Raw genomic sequence first — 22,414 nt, forward strand, 5'->3', positions numbered from 1 at the left:
CTCATCTTTTGCTGCGAAGCCTTAGTGCGTGTTGAAGATAACAAAGCGCCGGGGCTATTGAAATGCGCGATCTCATCGATGGCACAGATCTGTGTAAAAAAACACCACAACGTGGCGTTTTATAAGCCAATTCTTACAAAAATGTCGATTTGGTCGAAAAAAGGTTGCATCATCTCGCTAGCGGAGTATAGTGCGCTTCCACGGACGCGGGGTGGAGCAGCCTGGTAGCTCGTCGGGCTCATAACCCGAAGGTCGTCGGTTCAAATCCGGCCCCCGCAACCAATTAAAATTTGATGAAGTAAAGCAGTACGGTGACGCGGGGTGGAGCAGCCTGGTAGCTCGTCGGGCTCATAACCCGAAGGTCGTCGGTTCAAATCCGGCCCCCGCAACCAATCAAATTTGACAATGTGAAGCAGTACGGTGACGCGGGGTGGAGCAGCCTGGTAGCTCGTCGGGCTCATAACCCGAAGGTCGTCGGTTCAAATCCGGCCCCCGCAACCAACATCATAAACACCCTCAAGGGTGTTTTTTTGTTTCTGTCGCCGACAAAACCTCTGCCGAAAACGGGAACGGCCATTGCCGCCCCCTCGCCGATTTGCTTTATGTCATCCGTAACAGCCCCTGAAATACAAGAAACCGCAATTTATCAACGTCTTTTTATACTTCCCTGTATCTCTCAGGAGATCCACAGATAATGCGTGGACAAATGAGTGTACGGCTAAAAGCCACTTGCTTAATCCACTCATTTTGAATTTTGCGCAATAAAAGGACTAAATTCCCGGAACTACCGTTAGCTTTGCGTTTGTAATCGGCCTCTGGCAACAAGAATGAAGATAGCAGACTTGATATAATTATTATATTTCGGTGGTTATCTTGCCAGACAGGGCACTGCAACAAACAGGATTTAATTGAGATAATGTATCTATGATAGCTTTCATTATAAGTCAACATCATACTTTCATTACTGAACAAATCATGATAATTGATGCAAATGTTATATTTTTGATACCAGAACTTCTTCTGATTGTTTTAAATTATGGTATTAATTCCATCTTTTCCCCTTCTGTACTTCACTAATCTCGCAGTAGATGGTCGAACTTTTTGCCACCAAATCATTCACAGCAAAAATATCATTTATTAAAGAAGCTTTTATTTATTCCGAAAAAGTGGCGTTGCGATATTATTACGCGATCGTTTATCGGTATTTTATGCTTATACTTATCCATAACCAAGCAGATTGCCCTTGATGGTCAATAAATTGAGAAACTTCATATAAATAAAACCATCTTAGGATACGAGCCAAAGTATTTATAGTAGTAATAATAACGATCTTTCAGACACTGGCCACATTGCACCCCGCTTTATTTAACTGTTAAATTGGATCAAGGTCAGATACTTAAACAGGGGTTAGTTAGACAGGGAGAAGCAACATGGCTAAAAAATTTCTAAACGATGTTCCAGAAACTCGCTTTAACATAAAGCCGGGCCTGAAAACAGGAAGTGCCATGAATGTGAAGTTACCTCTACATCTTCTCTCCGCCAGGGATTGTAGTGTCCACCAGACATTTATTAACTATAGCCCCAATAATTGGCCTTAATTTAAACCAAAACGACTTCACTAACGCCATGACTGAACCTGGAGCGATGGAAGAATTAACAAGAATGTCGTTACAGGAGAGGGGTTAACCTGCACGCCTGGGAAAGTCATTGGGCAAAACCGGATAAAAGTTTCAAAAGGGAAATTTTGATGTCTGCAAAGGAACATATTTCTTCATCTGCGGCTATGTCAACAATGATGGGATCAGACGGTATTTATCAGTCGTTGTTTAGAAAAATACATCTGACGGTAGCTATCCATACTCCACTTTCCTGTCTGGCGAAATCTGCGGAGGATGTGGTTATGCATCAGCCAGACGTCCAGCACGTTAAGTCACGCTGGCACGGTCTCAGGTTTCTCAAATGCCAAAAGCAAAAACCTGACCGGGCGGTGGTGTAGTATGAAAATTCATCGACCACTATGGGCTGAGGGAACGTTCCTGTCCTCACAACAGTTTCAGCAGCAGGCCCGCTGGGAAACGTACAGTAACAACAGCATTGCACAGCTGGGTATCCGTCATCCATGGGGTGTGGCGAGAGTCGAGTTTGACAGAGAAGCGCTGGCGTTAGGGAAGTTAAAATTACGTACCCTGTGCCTGCGTTTTTCCGATGGCTCGTTGATCGACTCCGACGTTTCCGATGCGCTGCCTCTGGCTTGTGATTTACATACTCTGGCGGTGGAAAATACGGCAATAGTTGTCCTGGCGTTACCGCTGGAACATGCGAATGGCGGTAATCTGGGACAGGAAAAGCATACTGAAAGACCCCTGCGTTATCGTCAGGAATGGCATAAAGTACAGGATATTTATGGCAGCGACAGTGAAGAAATGGCCGTTGAATGCCATGCGCTGTCATTGCGTTTCGCCCATGATAACAATCAGGATTACATCACCTGCCCGCTTGCACGTCTGACGCGGAATGGTCAGGGTAACTGGTCTCAGGATGAAAGCTACATCCCGCCGCTGCTTGCCCTCAGCGCACATACTGGTCTGGTGGAGCGACTGGATACGTTGCTGTTGCAGCTACAGGCGAAGTGCCGGCGTCTGATGGCCCTGCGCCGGGAAAGCAATCAGCGTATGGCGGACTTCGCGGTAGCGGATGTGTCCCTGTTCTGGTTACTCAATGCGTTGAACAGCGCTGAACCGGTTCTAAGTGATTTTTTACGGTATCCGAGCATCCATCCTGAACTCGTCTGGCGCGAACTGGCTCGTCTGGCCGGCGCGTTGCTGACCTTTTCCCTTGAACACAACGTGAGCGCCATTCCCGCATATGTCCATGATGCTCCATCCTCCGTTTTTCCGCCGCTTTTTACCCTGCTCAGCGAACTGCTCGAAGCCAGCCTGCCGTCGCGGGTGATTGCGCTCGAGCTGGAATCCCTTCCCGGCAACCGCTGGAAAGCCGAACTTCACGATCCACGCCTGCGGGAAGAGGCGGATTTTTACCTTTCTGTTCGCTCCTCGCTGCCGACGCACGTCGTTCTGCAACAGTTACCACGGCTCTGCAAAATCGGGGCGCCGGATGACGTTACGTTGTTGGTTAATGTTGCGCTGAACGGTGTGCCTGTTGTTCCGCTGACGCAGGTTCCGGCTGCATTGCCATTACGGCTGGAGAATCAGTATTTTGCGCTGGATATGCAGAGCGCTCCGGCTAAAGCCATGCTGGATGCCGGGTGCTGCATGATTTACGCGCCGGGTACGCTGGGCGATCTGAAACCCGAGCTTTTTGCGGTACTGCGGTCATGACACAGGAACGGAAAATCGACATTGACGTACTACTTCGCGACACCTTTCTGACGGTGGTGGAACTGCGTCAGGGCACTTCTGCAAGACACGGACAGGAACTATATCGCCATTGTCTGCAGCAGGTGGAAGGGGTACGCGAGCGTCTGACAGCGGCCGGATTCAGCCAGCAGGACATAGAACATATCACTTACGCTCAGTGCGCGCTGCTGGACGAAACCGTTCTCAGCCGGGACGGGATGGATGATGGCCAGATGGTCTGGCTAAAAAACCCTCTCCAGTCGCATTTTTTCAATACCCTTCAGGCCGGCGAACTACTGTATGAGCGTATGAAGCGGGTTTTACAGGAGCCAGCCCCCACGTCGGCGGTCCTGACCTGTTTTCATCGCGTGCTGTTGCTGGGGTTTCGCGGGCGCTATCAGGACCCCGAATCTGATGAACGGCAGCATCTCATTGCGATGTTCAGCAAGCGGGTTGAGCCATTCAGGGTGCAAGAAGATTCGGCAGTGCTGAATGTGCCTTTGACCAGGCGTCAGCATTACCTGTGGCAGTCTCCTTTTTGCTGGCTGCTACTGCTAATGCTTGTGCTGGTTGGCGTCTGGTGGGGGTTGCATAGCTGGCTGAATGTACTGGTGGATGAACTGCTGCCAACAGGCAAGTCTTGAAGATGAGCCGGGTGAGTAACACGCTGAAACAGGCGCTTTTGCTGTGGAGCATGCTGCTGGTGCTGGCGCTATGGCTGGGATTCAATCAGGCCTCTACGGCGATGAAATTTGGCGTGACAGTGGCGCTTATCGTCATCGCAGTAGGCCTGCTGGCGTGCTGGCGCGGAAAAAAAAGACAGACTGAGGCCGACAGCGCATGGCTGTCCCGATTGCCGCCCAAAACATATCGGCAGCCCGTAGTGCTGGTGTGCGGCGACGCGGCAGCATCGTTATTCACAGAAAACCCGCTGCGGCAGGTCGCGGGAGGGCTGTACCTGCACGTTGCGGATGAAGAGCAACTTATCAGACAGGCTGAAGTGCTGCTGGCTGACCGCCCCGCATGGGCTTCTCAGTTGTGTGTGGCCTGCACGGTCGTGCCGGTTGTTCATCTGGATATGGCTGTTCTGGCGGGACAATTGCGACGCTTTGTCGGCGGTCTGGCGACAGTGCGCCGCAGGGCGGGCATAAAAGTGCCGCTGCTGCTGTGGAGCTGGCTGCCCGGCACAGGGCGAGAGGATGATCTACCGTGGTTTATCTGCGCCGGCGGCAAGGTTCAGGTGGTGACGCCCGCCGGAGAAAGCTCTCCGACGGCATGGGCGGCACAGCCCGGAACCGATGGGAGCAGCCTGCGGCTTTGCCATCTTCTGCGGATGGAAAGCCTGATGCAGTGGCTCAATCAGATGGTGTTACCAGAGCTGAACGGGTATCCGCCGCTGGCGGCGGGCATGGGGCAGGCGCCATCGCTGCCTGCGCTGGAAGGCAATCTGTGGCAGACATGGACAACGGCAAAAACGGGACTGACGCCGGAGGCGATACCGAAGATCGGCGCATCTCCCCTGCCGTTCCCGGACATGATGCTGCCGCTGTTACCACGTCAATCAGGATTTACGCCAGTGCGCCGCGCCTGCGTGGCGGCGCTGCTGATGACCACCGTGGCAGGAGTGGCTGCGCTCTGTCTGTCAGCAACCGCAAACCGCAGCCTGCTGCTGCAGGTGAGCGACGATCTACATAAATATGATGCCGTTCCGGCAGACAACGACGCCGCTAAAGCCCACCACCTGTCGGTCCTGAAGGACGATGCAAATATTCTGGATAGCTATTTTCGCGAAGGGGAGCCATTACGTCTCAGTCTGGGCTTATATCCCGGCGAACGGCTACGCCAGCCGGTATGGCGGGTTATTCGCGATTACCGTCCACCTGAGAAAAAAAGGGATGTAGCAGACGCATTACCGGTACAGAGCGTGCGTCTCGACAGCATGGCGTTGTTTGACGTCGGACAGGCCCGTCTGAAAGACGGCTCGACAAAAGTGCTGATTAACGCGCTGGTAAATATCAGGGCAAGGCCGGGCTGGCTGATTGTGGTCACCGGATATACCGATACCACCGGCAATAAAAAAGCCAATCAGCAATTGTCGCTGCGACGCGCGGAAGCCGTGCGCGACTGGATGCTACAGACCAGCGACATTCCGGCCACCTGTTTTGCCGTACAGGGGCTGGGCGAAAGCCATCCTGCGGCAACTAACGATACGCCGGAAGGCAGGGCCGCTAACCGGCGCGTCGAAATCAGTCTGGTTCCCCGCACTGACGCCTGTCAGGACGTGAAACAGAACATGCTGCCAGAACCGGCGTTATCTCAGTTAAATCCACAAGGAGTTTCAGCCAGCTAACCATGGCTGGCAGGAAGCCTTCTGCTTTTTTGGCACGGGTTCGATATGCGGCTCGCTGAATATCGGTGGTACCGGTACCGAGCAACCGCTATTCACAATTTAGCCTGATGTAAACCTGATGGGCACGAGGTCATGGCTATGGGCGGTAGCGTGCCTGAACAGGGCCCCGCAAGAGGAAATTCTGTGGAATTTGTTACGAAATAAGGAAGCCCACGATGGATGTACAGAACTTCGACCACTCACACCACGCGTTAAAAATCCGCGGCCTGAGCAGCGGCGTGGACGTACTGTCCTTTGAAGGCAAGGAGCAATTAAGCGCCCCGTTCCGCTATGACATTCAGTTTACCAGCAGCGATAAGTCTATTGCGCCGGAGTCGGTGCTGATGCAGGACGGGGCATTCAGCCTGACCGCCCCGCCGGTGCAAGGGATACCGACGCAGACTCCCCTGCGTACGTTGTACGGGGTGATCACAGGATTTAAGCAATTGTCTTCCTCACGGGACGAGGCGCGGTATGAGGTGCGGCTGGAGCCCCGTCTGGCGCTACTGTCCCGCAGCCATCAGAACGCGATTTATCAGAACCAGACGGTGCCGCAAATCGTGGAGAAAATACTCCGCGAGCGGCATGAGATGCGCGGTCAGGACTTTGTGTTTAACCTGAAAAGCGACTACCCGTCACGCGAGCAGGTCATGCAGTACGACGAAGACGATCTGACATTCATCTCACGGTTGCTGTCGGAGGTGGGTATCTGGTTCCGGTTCAGTACCGACGCCCGACTGAAAATCGGGGTTATCGAGTTTTACGACGACCAGAGTGGCTATGAGCGCGGCCTGACGCTGCCGCTGCGTCACCCTTCGGGGATGAGCGACAGCGGAACCGAAGCAGTGTGGGGTCTGAACACGGCCTACAGCGTGGTATCGAGGTCCGTCACGACGCGGGATTACAACTACCGTGAAGCGATGGCGGAGATGACAACAGGCCAGTTTGACGTAACAGGCGGGGATAACACCACCTACGGTGAAGCCTATCATTACGCTGACAATTTTCTGAAAACGGGTGACAAAGCGACGCCGGAGAGTGGTGCATTCTATGCGCGTATCCGCCACGAACGCTACCTGAACGGACGCGCCATCCTGAAGGGACAGAGCACCAGTTCTCTGCTGATGCCGGGACTGGAGATAAAGGTCGAGGGTAATGATGCGCCAGAGGTATTCCGCAAGGGCATTCTGATAACCGGGATTACCGCCAGCGCAGCACGAGACCGCAGCTACGAACTGACATTCACCGCCATCCCCTATTCCGAACGCTACGGCTACCGCCCTCCTCTCATCCGCAGGCCTGTGATGGCAGGGACACTCCCGGCGCGGGTGACCAGCACCACGGCAAATGATATCTACGCTCATATCGACAAAGACGGGCGCTATCGAGTGAACCTGGACTTTGACCGGGATACGTGGAAGCCGGGTTTCGAGAGCCTGTGGGTACGGCAGTCACGCCCCTATGCGGGAGATACTTACGGTCTGCACCTGCCGCTGCTGGCGGGAACCGAGGTTAGCATCGCGTTTGAGGATGGCAACCCGGACAGGCCATATATCGCCGGGGTGAAACACGACTCGGCGCACACCGACCATGTGACCATCCAGAACTATAAGCGCAACGTGCTGCGCACCCCGGCGAATAACAAAATCCGGCTGGACGATGAGCGGGGTAAGGAGCACATCAAGGTTAGCACAGAGTACGGCGGAAAGAGCCAGCTGAACCTGGGACATCTGGTGGATGCTGGGAAGCAGCAGCGCGGTGAGGGTTTCGAACTGCGCACCGATATGTGGGGTGCGATAAGAGCGAAAAAAGGTGTCTTTATCAGCGCCGATGCGCAGGAAAAGGCGCAGGGGCAGGTACTGGATATGCAGGCAGCAATAACGCAACTGGAAAATGCGTTATCGATAGCAAAAAGTCTGTCACAGGCGGCGGAGGTGGCGAATGCGCATGGTGCGGATCTTGATGGGCATACGTCGCTGAACGGCGCGCTGTCGGAGCTTGTAAAGGCAGGGATAGTGCTGAGCGCGCCGGAAGGCGTGGGGATTGTAAGTCCAAAGGGCGTCAGACTGGGTTCAAGAGAGAGCAGTATAGGGCTGATGGCGGGAACAAATATTGATGCAGGGGCGATGGAGAAGGTGACTGTCTCGGCGGGAGACGCGGTGAGTGTATTTGCGCGCAAGGGAGGGATGAAGCTGTACGCAAACCAGGGAAAAGTTGAAGTGGAGGCTCAGAACGAGAGAATGCGGCTGACATCGCGCCATGGGATGAAGATAAGCAGTACGGAAGATGTGGTGGAGATAGAGGCAGAGAAGGAACTTGTGCTGAAATGCGGCAAGGCGTACATCAGGCTGAGCGGCGGCGGGGTGGAGGTAGGAGGACCGAAGAATATCCTGTTGAAATCAGCGAATGTACAGAAGATGAGTAAAGCGCAGTTGCCGGTTGAGATGCCTGTGCTGCCGGGAAAAGGTAATTACGATCTGTCGCTGGATCTGCGGGACTGGGATGGTATTCCCATTGGTGGCGCGAAGTACAAAATCGCTTTTGAGTCAGGGGCTGTATTGTCGGGCATGTTAGATGATAAAGGGTACGCACTGCATACAAATGTTCCCCCCGAATCAGCAACGGTGGAATACGAATTTCCAGAGCCGGAACCGGACAAACCTTGGGATCCCTATTCGTCCCTGCTTGCCGCAGTAGATGCTGAATTAGGGACGGATGGACAGGGAGCATAATAATGGATACAGACACTGATTTAGACAGAGCGCTGGCTTTTTATCAGCCGCCACCAGAAAGCTGGTATTCTGGCATACAGAAGAAAATTGAAGCGACCGGGCAGTGGATTTGGGAAACCATTCAGGGAGATTTTAACGATAACCAGAGTACCGGGCAGGTAGTAACAGGTACTGTTATTTCTATGATCCCTCTGGTGGATCAGATTTGCGATGTCCGTGATCTGGTTGCTAACTGCATGAAAATAAAGGAAGGAAACGATAAAAAAACAGATACCACCTGGGCATGGGTGGCAATGATCCTCACTCTGGTTGGTCTTATTCCAGTTGCGGGTTCCCTGATTAAAGGGATTTTCAAAGTGCTATTTAATTCGATAAGAAAAGCTGCTCTTTCTGGGAAGATAACCTTAAAAGCTATTGATGCTGCTGTCTCGTTATTTAACAGATTCATTGATATGACCGTAGTGCAGGCCACAATGAAATATATGAAGATTTATAACCCCTACCAATATGCCGAGAAGCAGGTCAGAGAGCTGATTGCGCAGCTAAATGTGTCCGTGCTGTTGACGAAATTTGATGAATTAATGGAAGTCACTGGAAGCCTGCTGGATAAAGCCAAATCTTGGGGGCCGGAATCTATTCGCCAGCCGATTGAGACGACCTGGAAATTGCTGGTTTCTATTCGTAGTCAGGCCAATACTATGCTGGAGAAGGCACTGGCTCCGCTGAATGAGACACTGGAAAAGCTGGCCTCGCGTCTACGACAGGAAGGCGATAATTATTATAAGGCTCATACTGGCGCTAATCCGCATCGCCCGGCTCGTCTTAAAGATGCAGAAGAGGCTGAGTTATTGGTTCATAATAAGCCGGACTGGGTGGATGTGGGGGTAACTGAGAAATATCCAGGGCTGAAACAGGCGAGCGCAGAGCAGAAGAGTCTGATGCGACTGGAAAAGGATAAGGAAGGCTGGCCTGCTTTATCGGAAGATAATATAAAAAGCTTTCATCAAATGCGTTATGTTGAGCTGCCACAGAATGAAAAATTGTACCGTGTATTGGATCCTGCCAGTAGTGATAACAGTTTTTGCTGGATGCGTGAGGCTGAGTTTATGGCTCTGAAAAGCAAATCGCAGTGGCGGCGACGTTTTGCGGTATGGAAGAGCTGGAATGAAAATGGCGAATATGTGGTGTATACCGTCCCGCCAGGCACCACAATGAAAGTCTGGGAAGGTCCCGCTGCCTCACAGTCGCGTAGAGTGACTGATAATGGTAAAAATGTGGACATAGTGTTGGAAGGTGGGGGAATTCAGATAGTGATAGACCCGGCCGATCTGAATCTGAATTATCTGGGGAAACGTCAGCACACAGGGTGGGGATATAGGGATTTTTCTGATGAAGTAGATATGTATATCGGCATTCCCCAGTTGCAAACTAAAATTTTCGTGCCTGAAGAGTGATAACCACAGGAAAGATTGATAAATAAAGAAGGAGGTAATATGGCGATATTGCACCCCCAAGAGTGCTGGCTGCTAGAGCGAGCAATGTCGGTGGAATATTATCGGAAGCGTTATGAGGCGTGGCGGACATTGGTTGAGTTATGTGAGTATCAGGTGGCTGAATGGGCAAAAAGCATGCCTCTGGATATCCGTCGGCGCCCGCTGTATGAACAGATTGATGCTGTCTGGGGGGGGCGGGTACTGCCCAATATTCGCGGTACATTAAAGTCGGTACATTATGATTTTCTACAGCGTCAGCAAAACGATCCAAATGCACTGCATTCTGGGGGAAATATCAGTAGTGATCGGCGGGGGTTGATAGATTATTTCCCGAACTGGATGCCTGATGTAGCTCAGAAGCAATATCAGAAACTACTCTGGCGGGCGGGGTTCTATGATGATCTGATAAAAGACACTTCGACGGGTTATTGGTACGAAGGTTCGCTGACTTATTACTATGAAGAGAGTCTTTATGGTCCACTGGCGCTACCTATGCAACTGCCACTCTATGAACTGGATCACAGCGTGTATCTCCGGGAAGGCGATCCGGTGACGATTGACGGTTTGTACCTGCCGGATCTACTTGATGCGGGGGCGCGCCTGATGTATCTGAGGGAGAATATTCCTGATGCATGGCAGGGACGTATGCGAACTCAGTATGTCAATGATGTTGGTCAGCAGGAGTATTACTGGGAGGAAGGGGCATGGACAAAAACCAACTGGATACGGATACGGCGGGTGAAAAACCGGTTTATCAACGTGCCGCTGGAAGGCTTTTTCCCGCGGGGAACCCCGGAGGAGCTTTACAACTGGCCGCAACGCCAGCAACAGTACATCACGGAACAGCAGCGGATAAGCGCGTCCAGCGGCGAACCCTGTCCACACGGCGGTGAATGGTCGATTTTTGTGGAGGACAAACCGGTCACGGTAACGCTGGAGCAGGGGGAACTGATGCCGGAATGGGAAGACAGAATAATGGAGGAGGAGCATAAACAAGGCGAAAAGTTTCATGTTTTGTGGTCCCTGATGGCGCGACACGACGGCGGCCCGGTGTGGGTTTCTGAAGCGGGATAACGTCCGTCAGAAAGAAATGGCAGGCGGGGATAAAAACGCAGAAAGAAATAATGTCCCCTACATTCACTGGGGACATAAAAGGGATTTTATTCTGACAGGAGAAAGCGTAATGCTGAAATCATTATTGACAGGACTGTTCTTTATATATTTTCTAGCAGGCAATGCATATGCTGAGGATTATAATGATATTTTCTGGGGCATGTTAAAAAAAGAAAATCAGGAGATTTTTTTGTCCGTTGCGACAGCCCGCCATTAAAAATGAAAATAGTCAGGACCGCAGATGCTAATCAAGAAAATATAGAAAAAGCGTACCAGACGTTTAATCAGAGTAAAAGCCAGTCGATGTATTTTGCGTTTATCGGAAACGTCAAAGATACCGGAAATGGCAATTATGTATTTAATATGTATGACGTGATGGAGACGAAAACGGGGCGCTGTAATCTGACAGATGCGCTCAATAACTGGAATGTGTCACAGTGACATTTAGCGTAACGTATTTTTCCGTTTAATCACGCCACCTGATAAAGATAAAATCATGTTCAAACGGTGGTGAAGCTGTTTATTTCGAGTTGAATGAAGTTGGCTTTAATGAATTCATTTTCAAAAATCATACTTCAGGCGCTATCAATAATGAAAGATGGAAGATACATGTGGGCGGAAACTGGTTTTTATAGATCGCAAGGTAAATATGACTGGTGAAGGTGAGCATATTTACATTCTTAAATAGCTCACTGCCAATACCTTCCACCGATTGATGACTTATTTTTATTAAATGGATAAACTTTATGGCATGGAAAAGAAAACATATTGAAGAGCCAGATAGCCCAGTGAAAATACCTCTTTATAAATGGCTTCTCACCTTCCTTATTCTTAGTGCGTTTTTATTGCTACTCTTTTATCTCTTTCGTGATGAAATCATTAGAGATAATGTTACTTTATTAATCTTATTTTCTCCTCTAATCCTGTGTCTTTTCCTCTTCTGTTTACAAATATATTTTTATGCCAGAGCCATGCAAAATTATACGGTAATAATGCATAACATCAATAATATCAACACAGAATGGGAAAAATGGGGAGGCCGTTATGTCTCTGTGCTGGGCAGTAAACTTTTCCTTCCCGGCGAAGTGGATGGATCGTCACTATCAGACAATCAGTCAGAGGTAATGTATGGTTTATCCGTGAGGATTGATTATTTTACATGGAAAACTAATGACTGGTTTTCTTTCTTTACTCTTCTTATTGATGAAAATGATATTTTTAATCTTCCCGTTCGGATTGCAAAAGAGTTTATTATCCTTACGGACTGTAATGAAAGAGAATATACCCGTATGGAGGCCGATTTTTCCAGAGTGCTGGAGGAGATGAACATCATGTTGCCGTCCGGATCTGTCCGTCTTGTTCCTTCTCTTTTATTTGAACAACTTGACGTCTGGCTGAAAGTGACAGAAGAAAAAATATATATTGTTCTGGTTTTACAGCTTAACGGCAAAGAAAATTATTCAGATGGCATAGTTTCCTTTTTATTCGCAGCAGATGATGTAGTAAAAAAATATCAACTGGATGAAAAAGCCAGAATTTTTCGTCCGATGGTTGTGGTAGCCGATCGTTTTGATAAAGATCTGGATATTTTTATTGATACGCAAAAAATAGCCGGAAATGCCACAGGACTGACAGGGGACTGCGCTGGTCTGTTACCCGTCAGCGGCAGTATTCTTCAATGCTTCAACGAAAAAGAAGGGAAATTACAAGTTGATAATATCCACGTAATGGAAAGCCTCAGTGGTCTACCCGGATTGAATTCGGTCTGGTTAACTGCGGCGTTAGCAGTCTCGGCGGCGTCTTATCAAAAATCAGATTATCTGATGATGGCCAGATATGAAGACGACTGGATAATTACTACTGTCCACCCGGTGGAGGCTTCATGAAATCTGCAAACAATAAGTTAACGATTATTGCAGACGTATTGCTGCTCCTGCTTTTTGCGGCTGTATTGGGTTTTATTATCTGGCGTTTTGGTGATCTTTTTGGATTAACCGGGGATAAAAATAAGTTTTATATATGGCTGGCTGGCATAATGTCGTTTATTTTTCTGCGGGCATCCTGGTATTTTTCCCGTTTATACAGGGTTCGCAGGGAACGGCGGCAGTCTGAGGAACAGGGGGAATACCCGGAAAAAGAAATTCGTTATGAACCTGGGCAAAGAACATCTTTGTATTCTGAACTATTTTTTCATCTTCGCGACCGTTACGGTCTGTTCTGGCAGCGTCAGGTCCGTCTGCTGCTGGTGACGGGCGAGCCTGAGCAGGTGGAAGCCATCGCGCCGGGGCTGACAGAGCAGCGCTGGCAGGAAGGCGACCATACGGTGTTGATATATGGCGGCAAGGCGTCGGCAGAGCCGGATACCACCCTGCTGGCCTCCCTGAAAAAACTGCGCCGCTTCCGCCCGCTGGACGGTATTATCTGGCCGCTGACGGAGAAACAGAGTTGCCAGACGGCGCAACTGGATAAGGGCTGGCGCGAACTGGGTAATGGTGGAAAATTGCTTGGCTTTCAGGCTCCGCTGTATCTGTGGCTGGTCTGTGATGACGGAGGTTATCAGGCCGGGCGCACACTACAAAGCGTCGGCTGCCTGCTGCCGGAGCGAAGCACACCGGAACAACTGGCTACACAACTGGAAGCACAAACCCCGCAACTGACGGAACAGGGAATGTCGCAGTTGCTGACCAATAACCGGCACGATTTTCTGTTGCGTCTTGCCCACACTCTTACAGAGCGCGGCATCGTTCACTGGCAAACCGTCCTGAAGCCCTTGCTGGCAGGCGGCGCATTCCCTTCTCTGCACCTGCGCGGCCTGATGTTCAGCCCTCCACTGGCCGCCGTGCCGGAAGCGGCTCCCCACGCGTGGCTGTCATCGCTGGTGTGGGCGGGCGTTACTGGCGACAATGCAAAAGGCCGCACCGTGGGCTTTCCGTGGCTGCGCACCGCGCTGATGGCCTGCTTCTGCGTGCTGGCGATATGGTGGACCGGAATGATGACCTCGTTTTTTGCCAACCGCGCCCTGATTCAGGAAACCGGGACGCACACAGCGCGGGCCATCAATACCCGACTGCCGCTGGCAGAGCAACTGGTTGCGCTGCACACCTTGCAGGGCGAGCTTGAGCGTCTGCAGTATCGTATCCGCCACGGTACGCCGTGGTATCAGAGTTTCGGTTTGGAGCGTAATGCTCAGATGCTGAACGCGGCGTTCCCCGGCTATGCGCAGGCGGCAAACCGACTGGTACGCGATGTAGCGGTCGCCCACCTGCAGCAGCAACTGAACGCCTTTGTCGCCCTGCCGCCGAACAGTCCGCAACGCACCGCAACGGCAGAACAGCGTTATAAACAGCTTAAGGCGCTGCTGATGATGTCCCGCCCGGAAAAATCTGACGCCACCTTTTTCAGCACCACGCTGATGGCAGAGCATCTGCGCTATGCAGATGTACCGGAAGGCACCCAGCAAAGCGTACTGCCGTCGCTGCTGACCTTCTGGATGGCGAATCTGCCGGAGCATCAACAGTGGAAAATCGCCCCGCAGCCGCAACTGACCGGTGAGGTACGCAAAATTCTGCTGCGCCAGATTGGGGTGCGCAATGCGGAAAACACCCTCTATCAGAACGTCCTGAAACAGGTCTCCCGTAACTACGCCGATATCACGCTGGCAGACATGACCGGCGACACGCTGACAGACCCGCTTTTCAGTACCGAACAGACCGTACCGGGAATGTTTACCCGTCAGGCATGGGAAGGACAGGTAAAAGAGGCAATAGAACAGGTGGTCACCGCCCGGCGCGAGGAAATCGACTGGGTGCTCAGCGACCGTCGCCAGGACGCATCCGCCGTTATCTCGCCTGAGGTGCTGCGCGCCCGCCTGACGGAACGCTACTTTACCGACTTCGCCGGAAGCTGGCTGGCGTTTCTTAACAGTCTCCGCTGGAAGCACGAAGATTCACTTTCCGGCGTGCTGGACCAGTTGACGCTGATGGCTGATGCCCGCCAGTCGCCGCTGATTGCGCTCACAGATACGGTGGCATGGCAGGCGGCGGCAGGAAGGGAAAGCCGTAGTCTGTCAGACTCGCTGACACAATCAGCAAAAGAGTTGTTTAACGGTAAAGAAAAAACACTGCAGAACACCCGTGCCGCCCGTGAAGAAGCACCAACAGGACCGATGGACAAAACCTTTGCCCCGCTGCTGCGGCTGACCGGTGATAAAGCCGTGGGCACTGGCGACAGCCAGCTCAGCCTGCAAACTTATCTCACCCGCGTGACCCGCGTGCGCCTCAAGCTCCAACAGGTCACCAACGCCCCGGACCCGCAGGAGATGATGCAGCAGCTGGCGCAGACGGTATTGCAGGGCAAAACCGTCGACCTCACCGATACCCGCGATTATGGCCGTCTGATAGCCGCCAGCCTGGGTGAAGAATGGAGTGGTTTTGGCCAGTCGTTGTTTGTTAGCCCGGTGGAGCAGGCATGGCGACAGGTGCTGACGCCCGCAGCGGATAGCCTTAACCGGCAGTGGCAGCGCGCTATTGTCAACCTCTGGGAGCAGGATTTTGCCGGGCGCTACCCGTTCAAAGACACAGCGAATGACGCCTCACTTCCCCTGCTGGCGCAGTACCTGCGTGACGACGGGCGGATAAATCAGTTTATTGCCTCCAACCTCACCGGAATGTTGAAACGCGAAGGCCGGTACTGGGTGGCTGACACCATGAACACGCAAGGACTGGCGATCAACCCGGCGTTTTTACGCGCCCTGAATCGCCTGCGCGATGTGGCCGACACAGTCTTTGCCAGCGGCGATGCCGGGGTACATTTTGAACTGCGGGCAAAACCGGCGCGCGACGTAATGAAAACGCATCTGGTGATTGATGGGCAGGAACTGGAATATTTCAACCAGAAAGAACGCTGGCAGCGTTTCAACTGGCCGGATGAACAGTGGCAGCCCGGTGCGTCGCTGAGCTGGACCAGCACGCAGAATATGGAACGAATTCTGGCCGACCACCGGGGAAGCTGGAGCTTTATCCGTCTGCTGGAGCAGGCGCAGGTGATGCAACTGGACAGCAGTAACTTTAAGCTGCAGTGGAAAGCACCGGACGGCCTGCCGCTGCATTACCTGATGCGCGTCGAACAGGGTAAAGGGCCGTTGGCGCTGCTGGCGTTGAAAAACTTCCGCCTGCCGGGACAGGTGTTTCTGACCGGGAAAGCCATAAGTGATGCAGAAGAATACAGGGACAACGCAGATGAGTGAGTTACTGCAACAGTTAACCCGGAATTGTTTCTCTGACCGGGATGCGACGACCGTCGCACAGGAGCAGGCTGCACTGTGGCAGAGCTGGCTGCTGCCGGTGACGGAGGATTCGCCGGTGGGTGAAGACCCCTGCTATCACGACGTTTTTTTGCTGATGCGCGACGAAATGAACAAATCCACCGCGCAGGGGCTGACGCTGACGCAGTGGGAATCGGAACTGCTGTTTGAGGTAAAAACGCGGCAACTGAAGCTGTTGCGCCTGCGGGCGCACCGCCACGCGGACAAAGCGGCGCTTGCCCGGAAAATGGGAAACCTGCTGGGAACGCTGGTGGTAATGGATCCGGCACGGGCGGCGGTACTGCGCGACACGCAGCATAAGGACTGATGGCGTTTATCAGAAGGACTAATACCTGCTGTCTGTGATCAAGGGCATAGGGGGACTAAGAGGGAAGGAGTTATGGCGCGAAGGCTGGCAAGACTGGGAGATAAAACGACATACGGCTATGTGGCAAGCGCTACGTCATCGATCATAGACGGCAAAAAACTGGCGCTGAATGGCGACAGGGCGTGGTGTAACAAGTGCAAAGGGATGTTCGGGATTGTCGGCACGGCGCGTGGGTGGTCTGAGGATTCGCTCTTTGTCGGTAACGGCGACCGTGTGGCGTGTAAATGCGCGAACAATCAGGTGATTGCCACTTCGGATTTGTTTGATGAATGTGGTGGCACGGAAAACCATACCACATCAGGCAAGACGAATAATCTTACCGCAGCAAGTACAAAGCCGCAGAATAAAAAATACAGCCATCAGATAAAACTTTTAACGAAAGAGGATGACGTTGGTTTAGAGGGTATCCCTTATGTATTCATTCTGAGTGATAGTACCTTCAGAAAAGGGAAAACGAATCCGAACGGGGAAACGGAGCGAATTTATACGGATGCGCCGGAGAAGGTTACGGTGTTAGTTGGTAAGCTGGCGTATTCTTGGGAAAAAAGAGGCGGCAACTTCGGTTCATTAAAGGAGATAAATGAAAGAAAAATTGAACTGATGACAGCTGAGCAGGAGCCGGTTGAAAATGTTCAGTGGATTACTGGCCGGGATTATATTGTGGTGGTGGCCGCAAGAACGAAATTTAAAGATTCTATGGGGAATCAGTATCGTTTTGTAAACTGCGGATTGAGACAGCTACGGCTTTTTCCTGAAGTGAATAAAGATAATTATTCTATACAGCGTATTTTCCTGATGTTTCAGCAGGGATATGTGGAGAAAGACATTGAATTAATTAATGAATATGTTGAAGCATTAAGTGGTCGCGTGGTTTATGTGAAAGACAAGGCTGAATTTATTAAATTCCTGAACAGCAGAAAAGACAAGAACAGAGTAATTAAGGAGATGGTTATTCTGTGTCACGGAATTATCGACACTGCATCATTCCATTATCATCATGAAAATAAAGGAAAGGAAAAGACCGGTGAGTTTAAATCCAGAGATGTCGTTGACGTTCAGGAGGCTGTCTTTGATTATGATGCCGTTGTCACAACCTATGCCTGCCGGGCCGGTATTTCTGTTGATGGAAAAGACCTGACCGGAATGGATGCCGGACAGGAAAACAGTCCGGCACAAAAGATGGCGGATTGCTGGGACGTGAGTGTCAGAGCGTTTGAAATGCGGTCGGATTATTCATCGATTTACGGAACGAAAAAAGAAATACGTGCAGCAGAAAATTATGAAGATGTTATTGAAGAATACGAGGAAAGCCTGAGTGGATATAATAAGAAAAAGGCGAATAGTGATGTCGATATTACGCCGCCCCAGAAACCCGAAAATTATGATGAGATGTCAAAACGCTATGATGATGTCACAGCGAGAGATGCTAACGCTAAACGCGGTGCTGGTCCAATTGCGCCAAATGGTGCGTGGCGTATGCCGGGAACCGGGGATAGCCCAGAGGGGCTGAAAGAAGGATTACAGACCTATCAACCCGGAGAGTGGACATTGTGAACTCTTTAAAAATGAAGGGATATTACTTTCTGGTTGTTCTTTTGCTGACAGCCTTATGTGGTGGAGGATATGTTATGTATCAACAGCAATACAGAATGGCGGTGCATGTGACACCGGAGAGTGAAAACGATCCGGAGTGGCCGTCGAAAAAGAAGTGGTTTGATGCCAGTGAATGGTTAAGTACTCCACAGTATATAAAAATCAATGATTTTTATGTGATAAATACCCGCTATGTTCCAATTGGTGATCTTAACAGCGATCAGATAATATTTTATCTGAAGAAAGGTATTAATGGTTCAGAAAAAAGATTTTCAGAGTTATCTGTATTATCTGATCTGGATAATCAAGAGTTTCGGGAACTAATGAAAGATAAGCTATCCTCTGAATATCTCGAAACCCAGTTTGACAAAGAGACCTTAACGCCAACTATTGATTTCTTTCTTATCTATTTTATCTACAATAATAAGAGGTATGAGGTGCCGATCCGTAGGGAGTATTCGGGGAATAAATATCATTATTGGGTATTCGAGGGTTCGGTGAAAAAAGCCGGATACTGGCATGAAAGATTTCCCGCCTCATATTCATACAGAAAGTATCTGAATAAGGAAAAAATTAAATAAACGCAACCGTAAAAAACATGATTTAATTATTATATATTGATAATTGCTCGCGATATATTTTTCGTAAAATAATATCAACATCTGTTTTACATCTGAAGACTTGCACTATATTTACTTTTAATGAAAGGAGAATAACTCCTGCTTATGGACGACCTGACCCAACGCTATTACGAAGCCGAAATGCGCTACCTGCGTGAAGCGGGTAAAGAGTTTGCGCAAGCGTATCCTGATCGCGCCGCTATGCTCAATCTCGATAAGCCCGGCGCGCGCGACCCTTATGTCGAACGTCTCTTCGAAGGTTTCGCCTTCCTGATGGGCCGCCTGCGGGAAAAACTGGATGACGATCTACCTGAACTGACTGAGGGGCTGGTGAGCCTCCTGTGGCCTCATTATCTGCGTACAATCCCGTCGCTGTCGGTGGTGGAACTGTTAACCGATCATCGGCAAATGAAGCAGAGCGAAACACTGAGGGATTTTCAGGTGCTCTCGAGGCCCGTCGGCGAACACCGGGCACGTTGCTGCTACAGCGCCACGCGGGATATCACCCTGCTTCCGCTGGCTTTACCAGAGGTGTCGTTACAGTACGAACAGGATGGACGCTCGGTTATCCGTCTGCGCTTTGAGTGCAGCCCGCTGGCTGGCGACGGGTCACAGATTGATTTATCGAGACTGCCGCTCTATCTCAATGCGGACAGTCCGCTGGCTTGTGCATTACACCGGGCGCTGACGCTGGGGGTGCAGCAAATCTGGTTTCGCCTGCCGGGGGAGGAACGTCGGACACTGGACGGTTATTTTTCCCCGATGGGGTTCGGTAAGGACGATCCGCTCTGGCCAAAAGGCGAATCGGCCTTCAGCGGCTACCAACTACTACTGGAGTATTTCACCTTCCGCGAGAAGTTTATGTTTGTCGCCCTCAACGGGCTGGAGAATGTGGTCTGGCCGGCAGGAATGAGTGGATTCGAAATTGACGTGGTGCTCGCGGAAAGCTGGTCTCACGATCTGCCGTTCAGCACCGAAAATATCCGCCTGCACTGCGTACCGGTGATCAACCTGTTCCCCCTGGAAGCCGATCCACTGCATCTTTCTCCGCTGGAAAATGAATACTTGCTGCGCCCCATGCGTATTCAGGACGGGCATACGGAAATTTACTCCGTCGATAATATTATTTCTTCGCGACACACCGGCAGTCAGGCATATGTGCCCTTTTCCAGTTTTCGCCACCGGGGCGGGATGTTGCGTCATGATTCGCCGGAACGTTATTACCATACGCGGATAAAACGCGGCCCTTCCGGTTTGCATGATACCTGGCTGATCCTTGGGGGCGACGCATTCGATATCGACCGCCTGCTGGAAGACGAAACCCTGTCCCTGAGTCTGACCGGCACCAACGGTCAGCTTCCGCGTAAAGCGCTGCAGAGCACGGTGCTGGACACCCCCGTCTACGCCACGCAGCATACACTGCGGGTGCGCAACCTGTGCGCGCCGACGCAGCCCTGTTATCCCCCGGCGCGTGACCGTTTCCACTGGCGGGTTCTCAGCCACTTAGGCTCCAACTTCCTGTCAATGATGGACAACGCCGAAATCTTGCGCGGCACGCTGGCGCTGTACGACTCGACGGAAAGCGAAATGAACCGACGCCGTCTGGAGGCAATCGTTGACGTTCAGCATCACCTGATTCAGCGTTTTGAAAAAGGTTTTCTACTGCGCGGCGTGGATATTCAGGTCACGCTGGACAGCAACGGTTTCGCCGGCGAAGGCGATATCACCCTGTTTGGCGAACTGCTGCACCGCTTTTTCGCCCTGTATGCCGACATCCACTTATTTACTCAGTTGACGCTGATTCTGCAACCTACAGGAAAATGTTTGCAATGGACAGAACACCACAGCCAGCGCGTACCGGGCTGACGGAAAGGCTTGCTCCGGACATTAACCGAATTAACTTTTACCGTTTCTGCCAGCTTCTTGAACAAAGCCAACCACAGACGCCACTGCTGGGGAGCACAACCAATCCGGCAGACGATCCCGTCCGTTTTCGCCCACATCCGGGGATGGGGTTCCCGGTAAGCGAACTAAAAAGCGTCGAACAGGATTTGGATCATCCTGACGCGCCACCCACGGTGCGCACCATGTTTCTGGGGCTGTACGGTGTGGATTCACCGCTGCCGACAGCCTATCTCGACTACATCGCGCAGCGCCGGGACGGCCATGAAGCGATGATGGCGTTTCTGGACATTTTTAACCATCGCTTTATCACTCAGTACTATCGTATCTGGCGCAAATATAATTACCCTACGTCGTTTGAACCGGGAGCCGTGGATAATATTTCCCGCTGCCTGCTGGGGTTGATTGGTTTGGGCATTCCCGGCAGCGAAAATCATATCGCCACGCCGGTCTCGCGTTTTCTGGCATTACTCAGCGTGATGCGTCTGCCGACGCGTACAGCAGAAGGCATAACGGCGCTGGTCAGATTACTGGCCCCCCAGACGAAAGCGACAGTTATCCCGCACGATCCACAACAGATTGTCCTGCCTGAACCTGCGGGTTTATCAAAAAGATCGCGTATTTGCCTGAAAACTCGGGCACTGCTGGGCAACACCGGCACTGACGTTAACAGCCAGTTACTGCTGAAGCTATATACCGAAGACGACGGAGAGGCACGCGGCTGGCTGCCGGGCGGGCAACTACATACCGACCTGCTGGTGCTGTTGCGTGTCTATCTGGGCTGGCGCTACCAGGCCCGCCTGCAACTGACCTTGCCCGTCAGTCTGCTGCCTCCGGCACAGTTGGGAAAACAGCGCGTTCAGGTAAGCCGAACGGGCGTGCTGCGGGCATCTTTTGCTGCCCCAGTCGCCGGTACGGTCACGGTCAGTCTCGGGCGTTATCAGGGACTCATGCCCACATCATCCACCCGCAACAGGGAGAGTGTTACTCATGTTTCTTACACCCTATAAACGACATGCTGTCAGCGTACTTGCCGCCGCGACGCTGCTGAGCGGCTGCGGTCTGACCCAGAGAGTGACTGACGGCACTAAAGAAGTAGCATCGGCGATTTTCTACAAGCAGATCAAAACGCTGCATCTCGATTTTGTATCGCGCAGCGCGCTGAATACAGATGCACAAGACACACCGCTTTCCACGATGATCCATGTCTGGCAACTGAAAACACGTGAGCGTTTTGACGAGGCCAACTATGACATGCTGCTTATGCAGGAAGAAAAAACGCTGAAATCAAATGTACTGGCCAAACATACCGTCTGGATGAAGCCGGCAGGTGCGGTTTCCCTGAATGTCCCTCTGGATAAAGAGACCCAGTTTGTCGCCATCGTTGGTCAGTTTTATCACCCCGATGAACAAAGCAACAGTTGGCGACTGGTACTCAAAAGGGATGAACTGGAAGCTGACAGGCCCCGCACCATAGAGCTGATGAGAAGCGATCTCCGCCTGCTCCCCCTTCAGGATAAGTAACC

15 protein-coding genes, 3 tRNA genes and 1 pseudogene are annotated in these 22,414 nt (G+C 51.5%); all 19 read left to right on the top strand.

Going from position 1 to position 22,414, the window contains the following annotated elements; genetic code table 11:
• Positions 1-205: 205 nt before the first annotated feature.
• Positions 206-282 (top strand) — tRNA-Met (locus ACKLKD_RS00715).
• A 33-nt stretch (positions 283-315) separates the two neighbouring features.
• Positions 316-392: transfer RNA gene (locus tag ACKLKD_RS00720), tRNA-Met, on the top strand.
• A gap of 32 nt (positions 393-424) precedes the next feature.
• Positions 425-501 (top strand) — tRNA-Met (locus ACKLKD_RS00725).
• Positions 502-1,747: 1,246 nt separating this feature from the next.
• Positions 1,748-1,996, top strand: a complete 249-nt coding sequence (locus tag ACKLKD_RS00730) for a hypothetical protein (protein WP_020325078.1) — start codon at positions 1,748-1,750, stop codon at positions 1,994-1,996.
• A 1-nt stretch (position 1,997) separates the two neighbouring features.
• Positions 1,998-3,338 carry a type VI secretion system baseplate subunit TssK gene (tssK, locus tag ACKLKD_RS00735; protein WP_025713295.1) on the top strand — a complete coding sequence of 447 codons (1,341 nt, stop codon included), beginning with the start codon at positions 1,998-2,000 and terminating at the stop codon, positions 3,336-3,338.
• A complete protein-coding gene (gene tssL, locus ACKLKD_RS00740) occupies positions 3,335-4,000 on the top strand; it encodes a type VI secretion system protein TssL, short form (protein ID WP_025713296.1) in 666 nt (221 codons plus the stop codon). The genes tssK and tssL overlap by 4 nt, the downstream gene beginning before the upstream one ends.
• Before the next feature lie 2 nt (positions 4,001-4,002).
• Positions 4,003-5,706 (top strand): OmpA family protein, encoded by a 1,704-nt coding sequence (locus ACKLKD_RS00745; protein WP_080897078.1) that lies wholly within the window; start codon positions 4,003-4,005, stop codon positions 5,704-5,706.
• 215 nt (positions 5,707-5,921) lie between these two features.
• Entirely contained in the window at positions 5,922-8,477 is a 2,556-nt protein-coding gene (locus ACKLKD_RS00750; protein WP_087804614.1) for a DUF2345 domain-containing protein, read from the top strand.
• A 2-nt stretch (positions 8,478-8,479) separates the two neighbouring features.
• Complete coding sequence (locus ACKLKD_RS00755) at positions 8,480-9,931, top strand: hypothetical protein (protein WP_025713299.1); 1,452 nt, start codon at positions 8,480-8,482, stop codon at positions 9,929-9,931.
• Between the two features lie 39 nt (positions 9,932-9,970).
• On the top strand, positions 9,971-11,044 hold the full coding sequence (locus ACKLKD_RS00760) for a hypothetical protein (protein ID WP_025713300.1): 1,074 nt from the start codon (positions 9,971-9,973) through the stop codon (positions 11,042-11,044).
• 109 nt (positions 11,045-11,153) lie between these two features.
• Positions 11,154-11,300: a hypothetical protein gene (locus tag ACKLKD_RS00765; RefSeq protein WP_227673365.1), complete on the top strand. Its 147-nt coding sequence runs from the start codon at positions 11,154-11,156 to the stop codon at positions 11,298-11,300.
• Positions 11,301-11,829: 529 nt separating this feature from the next.
• The gene (locus ACKLKD_RS00770; protein ID WP_025713301.1) at positions 11,830-12,969 is read left to right on the top strand and encodes a hypothetical protein; all 1,140 of its coding nucleotides are present in this window, start codon (positions 11,830-11,832) and stop codon (positions 12,967-12,969) included.
• Positions 12,966-16,328: an ImcF-related family protein gene (locus ACKLKD_RS00775; protein WP_080897075.1), complete on the top strand. Its 3,363-nt coding sequence runs from the start codon at positions 12,966-12,968 to the stop codon at positions 16,326-16,328. Before ACKLKD_RS00770 ends, ACKLKD_RS00775 begins: the two co-directional genes overlap by 4 nt.
• 178 nt (positions 16,329-16,506) lie before the next feature.
• A pseudogene (locus ACKLKD_RS00780) lies at positions 16,507-16,713 on the top strand (ImpA domain protein); the annotation flags it as partial.
• Between the two features lie 72 nt (positions 16,714-16,785).
• Complete coding sequence (locus ACKLKD_RS00785; protein ID WP_025713303.1) at positions 16,786-18,327, top strand: PAAR domain-containing protein; 1,542 nt, start codon at positions 16,786-16,788, stop codon at positions 18,325-18,327.
• Positions 18,324-18,947: a hypothetical protein gene (locus tag ACKLKD_RS00790; RefSeq protein WP_223862124.1), complete on the top strand. Its 624-nt coding sequence runs from the start codon at positions 18,324-18,326 to the stop codon at positions 18,945-18,947. The genes ACKLKD_RS00785 and ACKLKD_RS00790 overlap by 4 nt, the downstream gene beginning before the upstream one ends.
• 144 nt (positions 18,948-19,091) lie before the next feature.
• Positions 19,092-20,852, top strand: a complete 1,761-nt coding sequence (gene tssF / locus ACKLKD_RS00795; RefSeq protein WP_087804616.1) for a type VI secretion system baseplate subunit TssF — start codon at positions 19,092-19,094, stop codon at positions 20,850-20,852.
• A complete protein-coding gene (gene tssG, locus ACKLKD_RS00800; RefSeq protein ID WP_080897074.1) occupies positions 20,816-21,898 on the top strand; it encodes a type VI secretion system baseplate subunit TssG in 1,083 nt (360 codons plus the stop codon). Before tssF ends, tssG begins: the two co-directional genes overlap by 37 nt.
• Positions 21,879-22,412 carry a type VI secretion system lipoprotein TssJ gene (gene tssJ / locus ACKLKD_RS00805; RefSeq protein ID WP_025713307.1) on the top strand — a complete coding sequence of 178 codons (534 nt, stop codon included), beginning with the start codon at positions 21,879-21,881 and terminating at the stop codon, positions 22,410-22,412. Before tssG ends, tssJ begins: the two co-directional genes overlap by 20 nt.
• Positions 22,413-22,414 lie beyond the last annotated feature (2 nt).

Source organism: Klebsiella sp. 10982 (genome assembly GCF_048589245.1).
Taxonomy (GTDB): domain Bacteria; phylum Pseudomonadota; class Gammaproteobacteria; order Enterobacterales; family Enterobacteriaceae; genus Klebsiella; species Klebsiella quasivariicola.

What these genes read in the sequence shown, in the direction of transcription:
- ACKLKD_RS00730 (WP_020325078.1), top strand. Translation starts at nt 1,748, where the DNA reads ATGTCTGCAAAGGAACATATTTCTTCATCTGCGGCTATGTCAACAATG.
- tssK (WP_025713295.1), top strand. Translation starts at nt 1,998, where the DNA reads ATGAAAATTCATCGACCACTATGGGCTGAGGGAACGTTCCTGTCCTCA.
- tssL (WP_025713296.1), top strand. Translation starts at nt 3,335, where the DNA reads ATGACACAGGAACGGAAAATCGACATTGACGTACTACTTCGCGACACC.
- ACKLKD_RS00745 (WP_080897078.1), top strand. Translation starts at nt 4,003, where the DNA reads ATGAGCCGGGTGAGTAACACGCTGAAACAGGCGCTTTTGCTGTGGAGC.
- ACKLKD_RS00750 (WP_087804614.1), top strand. Translation starts at nt 5,922, where the DNA reads ATGGATGTACAGAACTTCGACCACTCACACCACGCGTTAAAAATCCGC.
- ACKLKD_RS00755 (WP_025713299.1), top strand. Translation starts at nt 8,480, where the DNA reads ATGGATACAGACACTGATTTAGACAGAGCGCTGGCTTTTTATCAGCCG.
- ACKLKD_RS00760 (WP_025713300.1), top strand. Translation starts at nt 9,971, where the DNA reads ATGGCGATATTGCACCCCCAAGAGTGCTGGCTGCTAGAGCGAGCAATG.
- ACKLKD_RS00765 (WP_227673365.1), top strand. Translation starts at nt 11,154, where the DNA reads ATGCTGAAATCATTATTGACAGGACTGTTCTTTATATATTTTCTAGCA.
- ACKLKD_RS00770 (WP_025713301.1), top strand. Translation starts at nt 11,830, where the DNA reads ATGGCATGGAAAAGAAAACATATTGAAGAGCCAGATAGCCCAGTGAAA.
- ACKLKD_RS00775 (WP_080897075.1), top strand. Translation starts at nt 12,966, where the DNA reads ATGAAATCTGCAAACAATAAGTTAACGATTATTGCAGACGTATTGCTG.
- ACKLKD_RS00785 (WP_025713303.1), top strand. Translation starts at nt 16,786, where the DNA reads ATGGCGCGAAGGCTGGCAAGACTGGGAGATAAAACGACATACGGCTAT.
- tssF (WP_087804616.1), top strand. Translation starts at nt 19,092, where the DNA reads ATGGACGACCTGACCCAACGCTATTACGAAGCCGAAATGCGCTACCTG.
- tssG (WP_080897074.1), top strand. Translation starts at nt 20,816, where the DNA reads ATGGACAGAACACCACAGCCAGCGCGTACCGGGCTGACGGAAAGGCTT.
- tssJ (WP_025713307.1), top strand. Translation starts at nt 21,879, where the DNA reads ATGTTTCTTACACCCTATAAACGACATGCTGTCAGCGTACTTGCCGCC.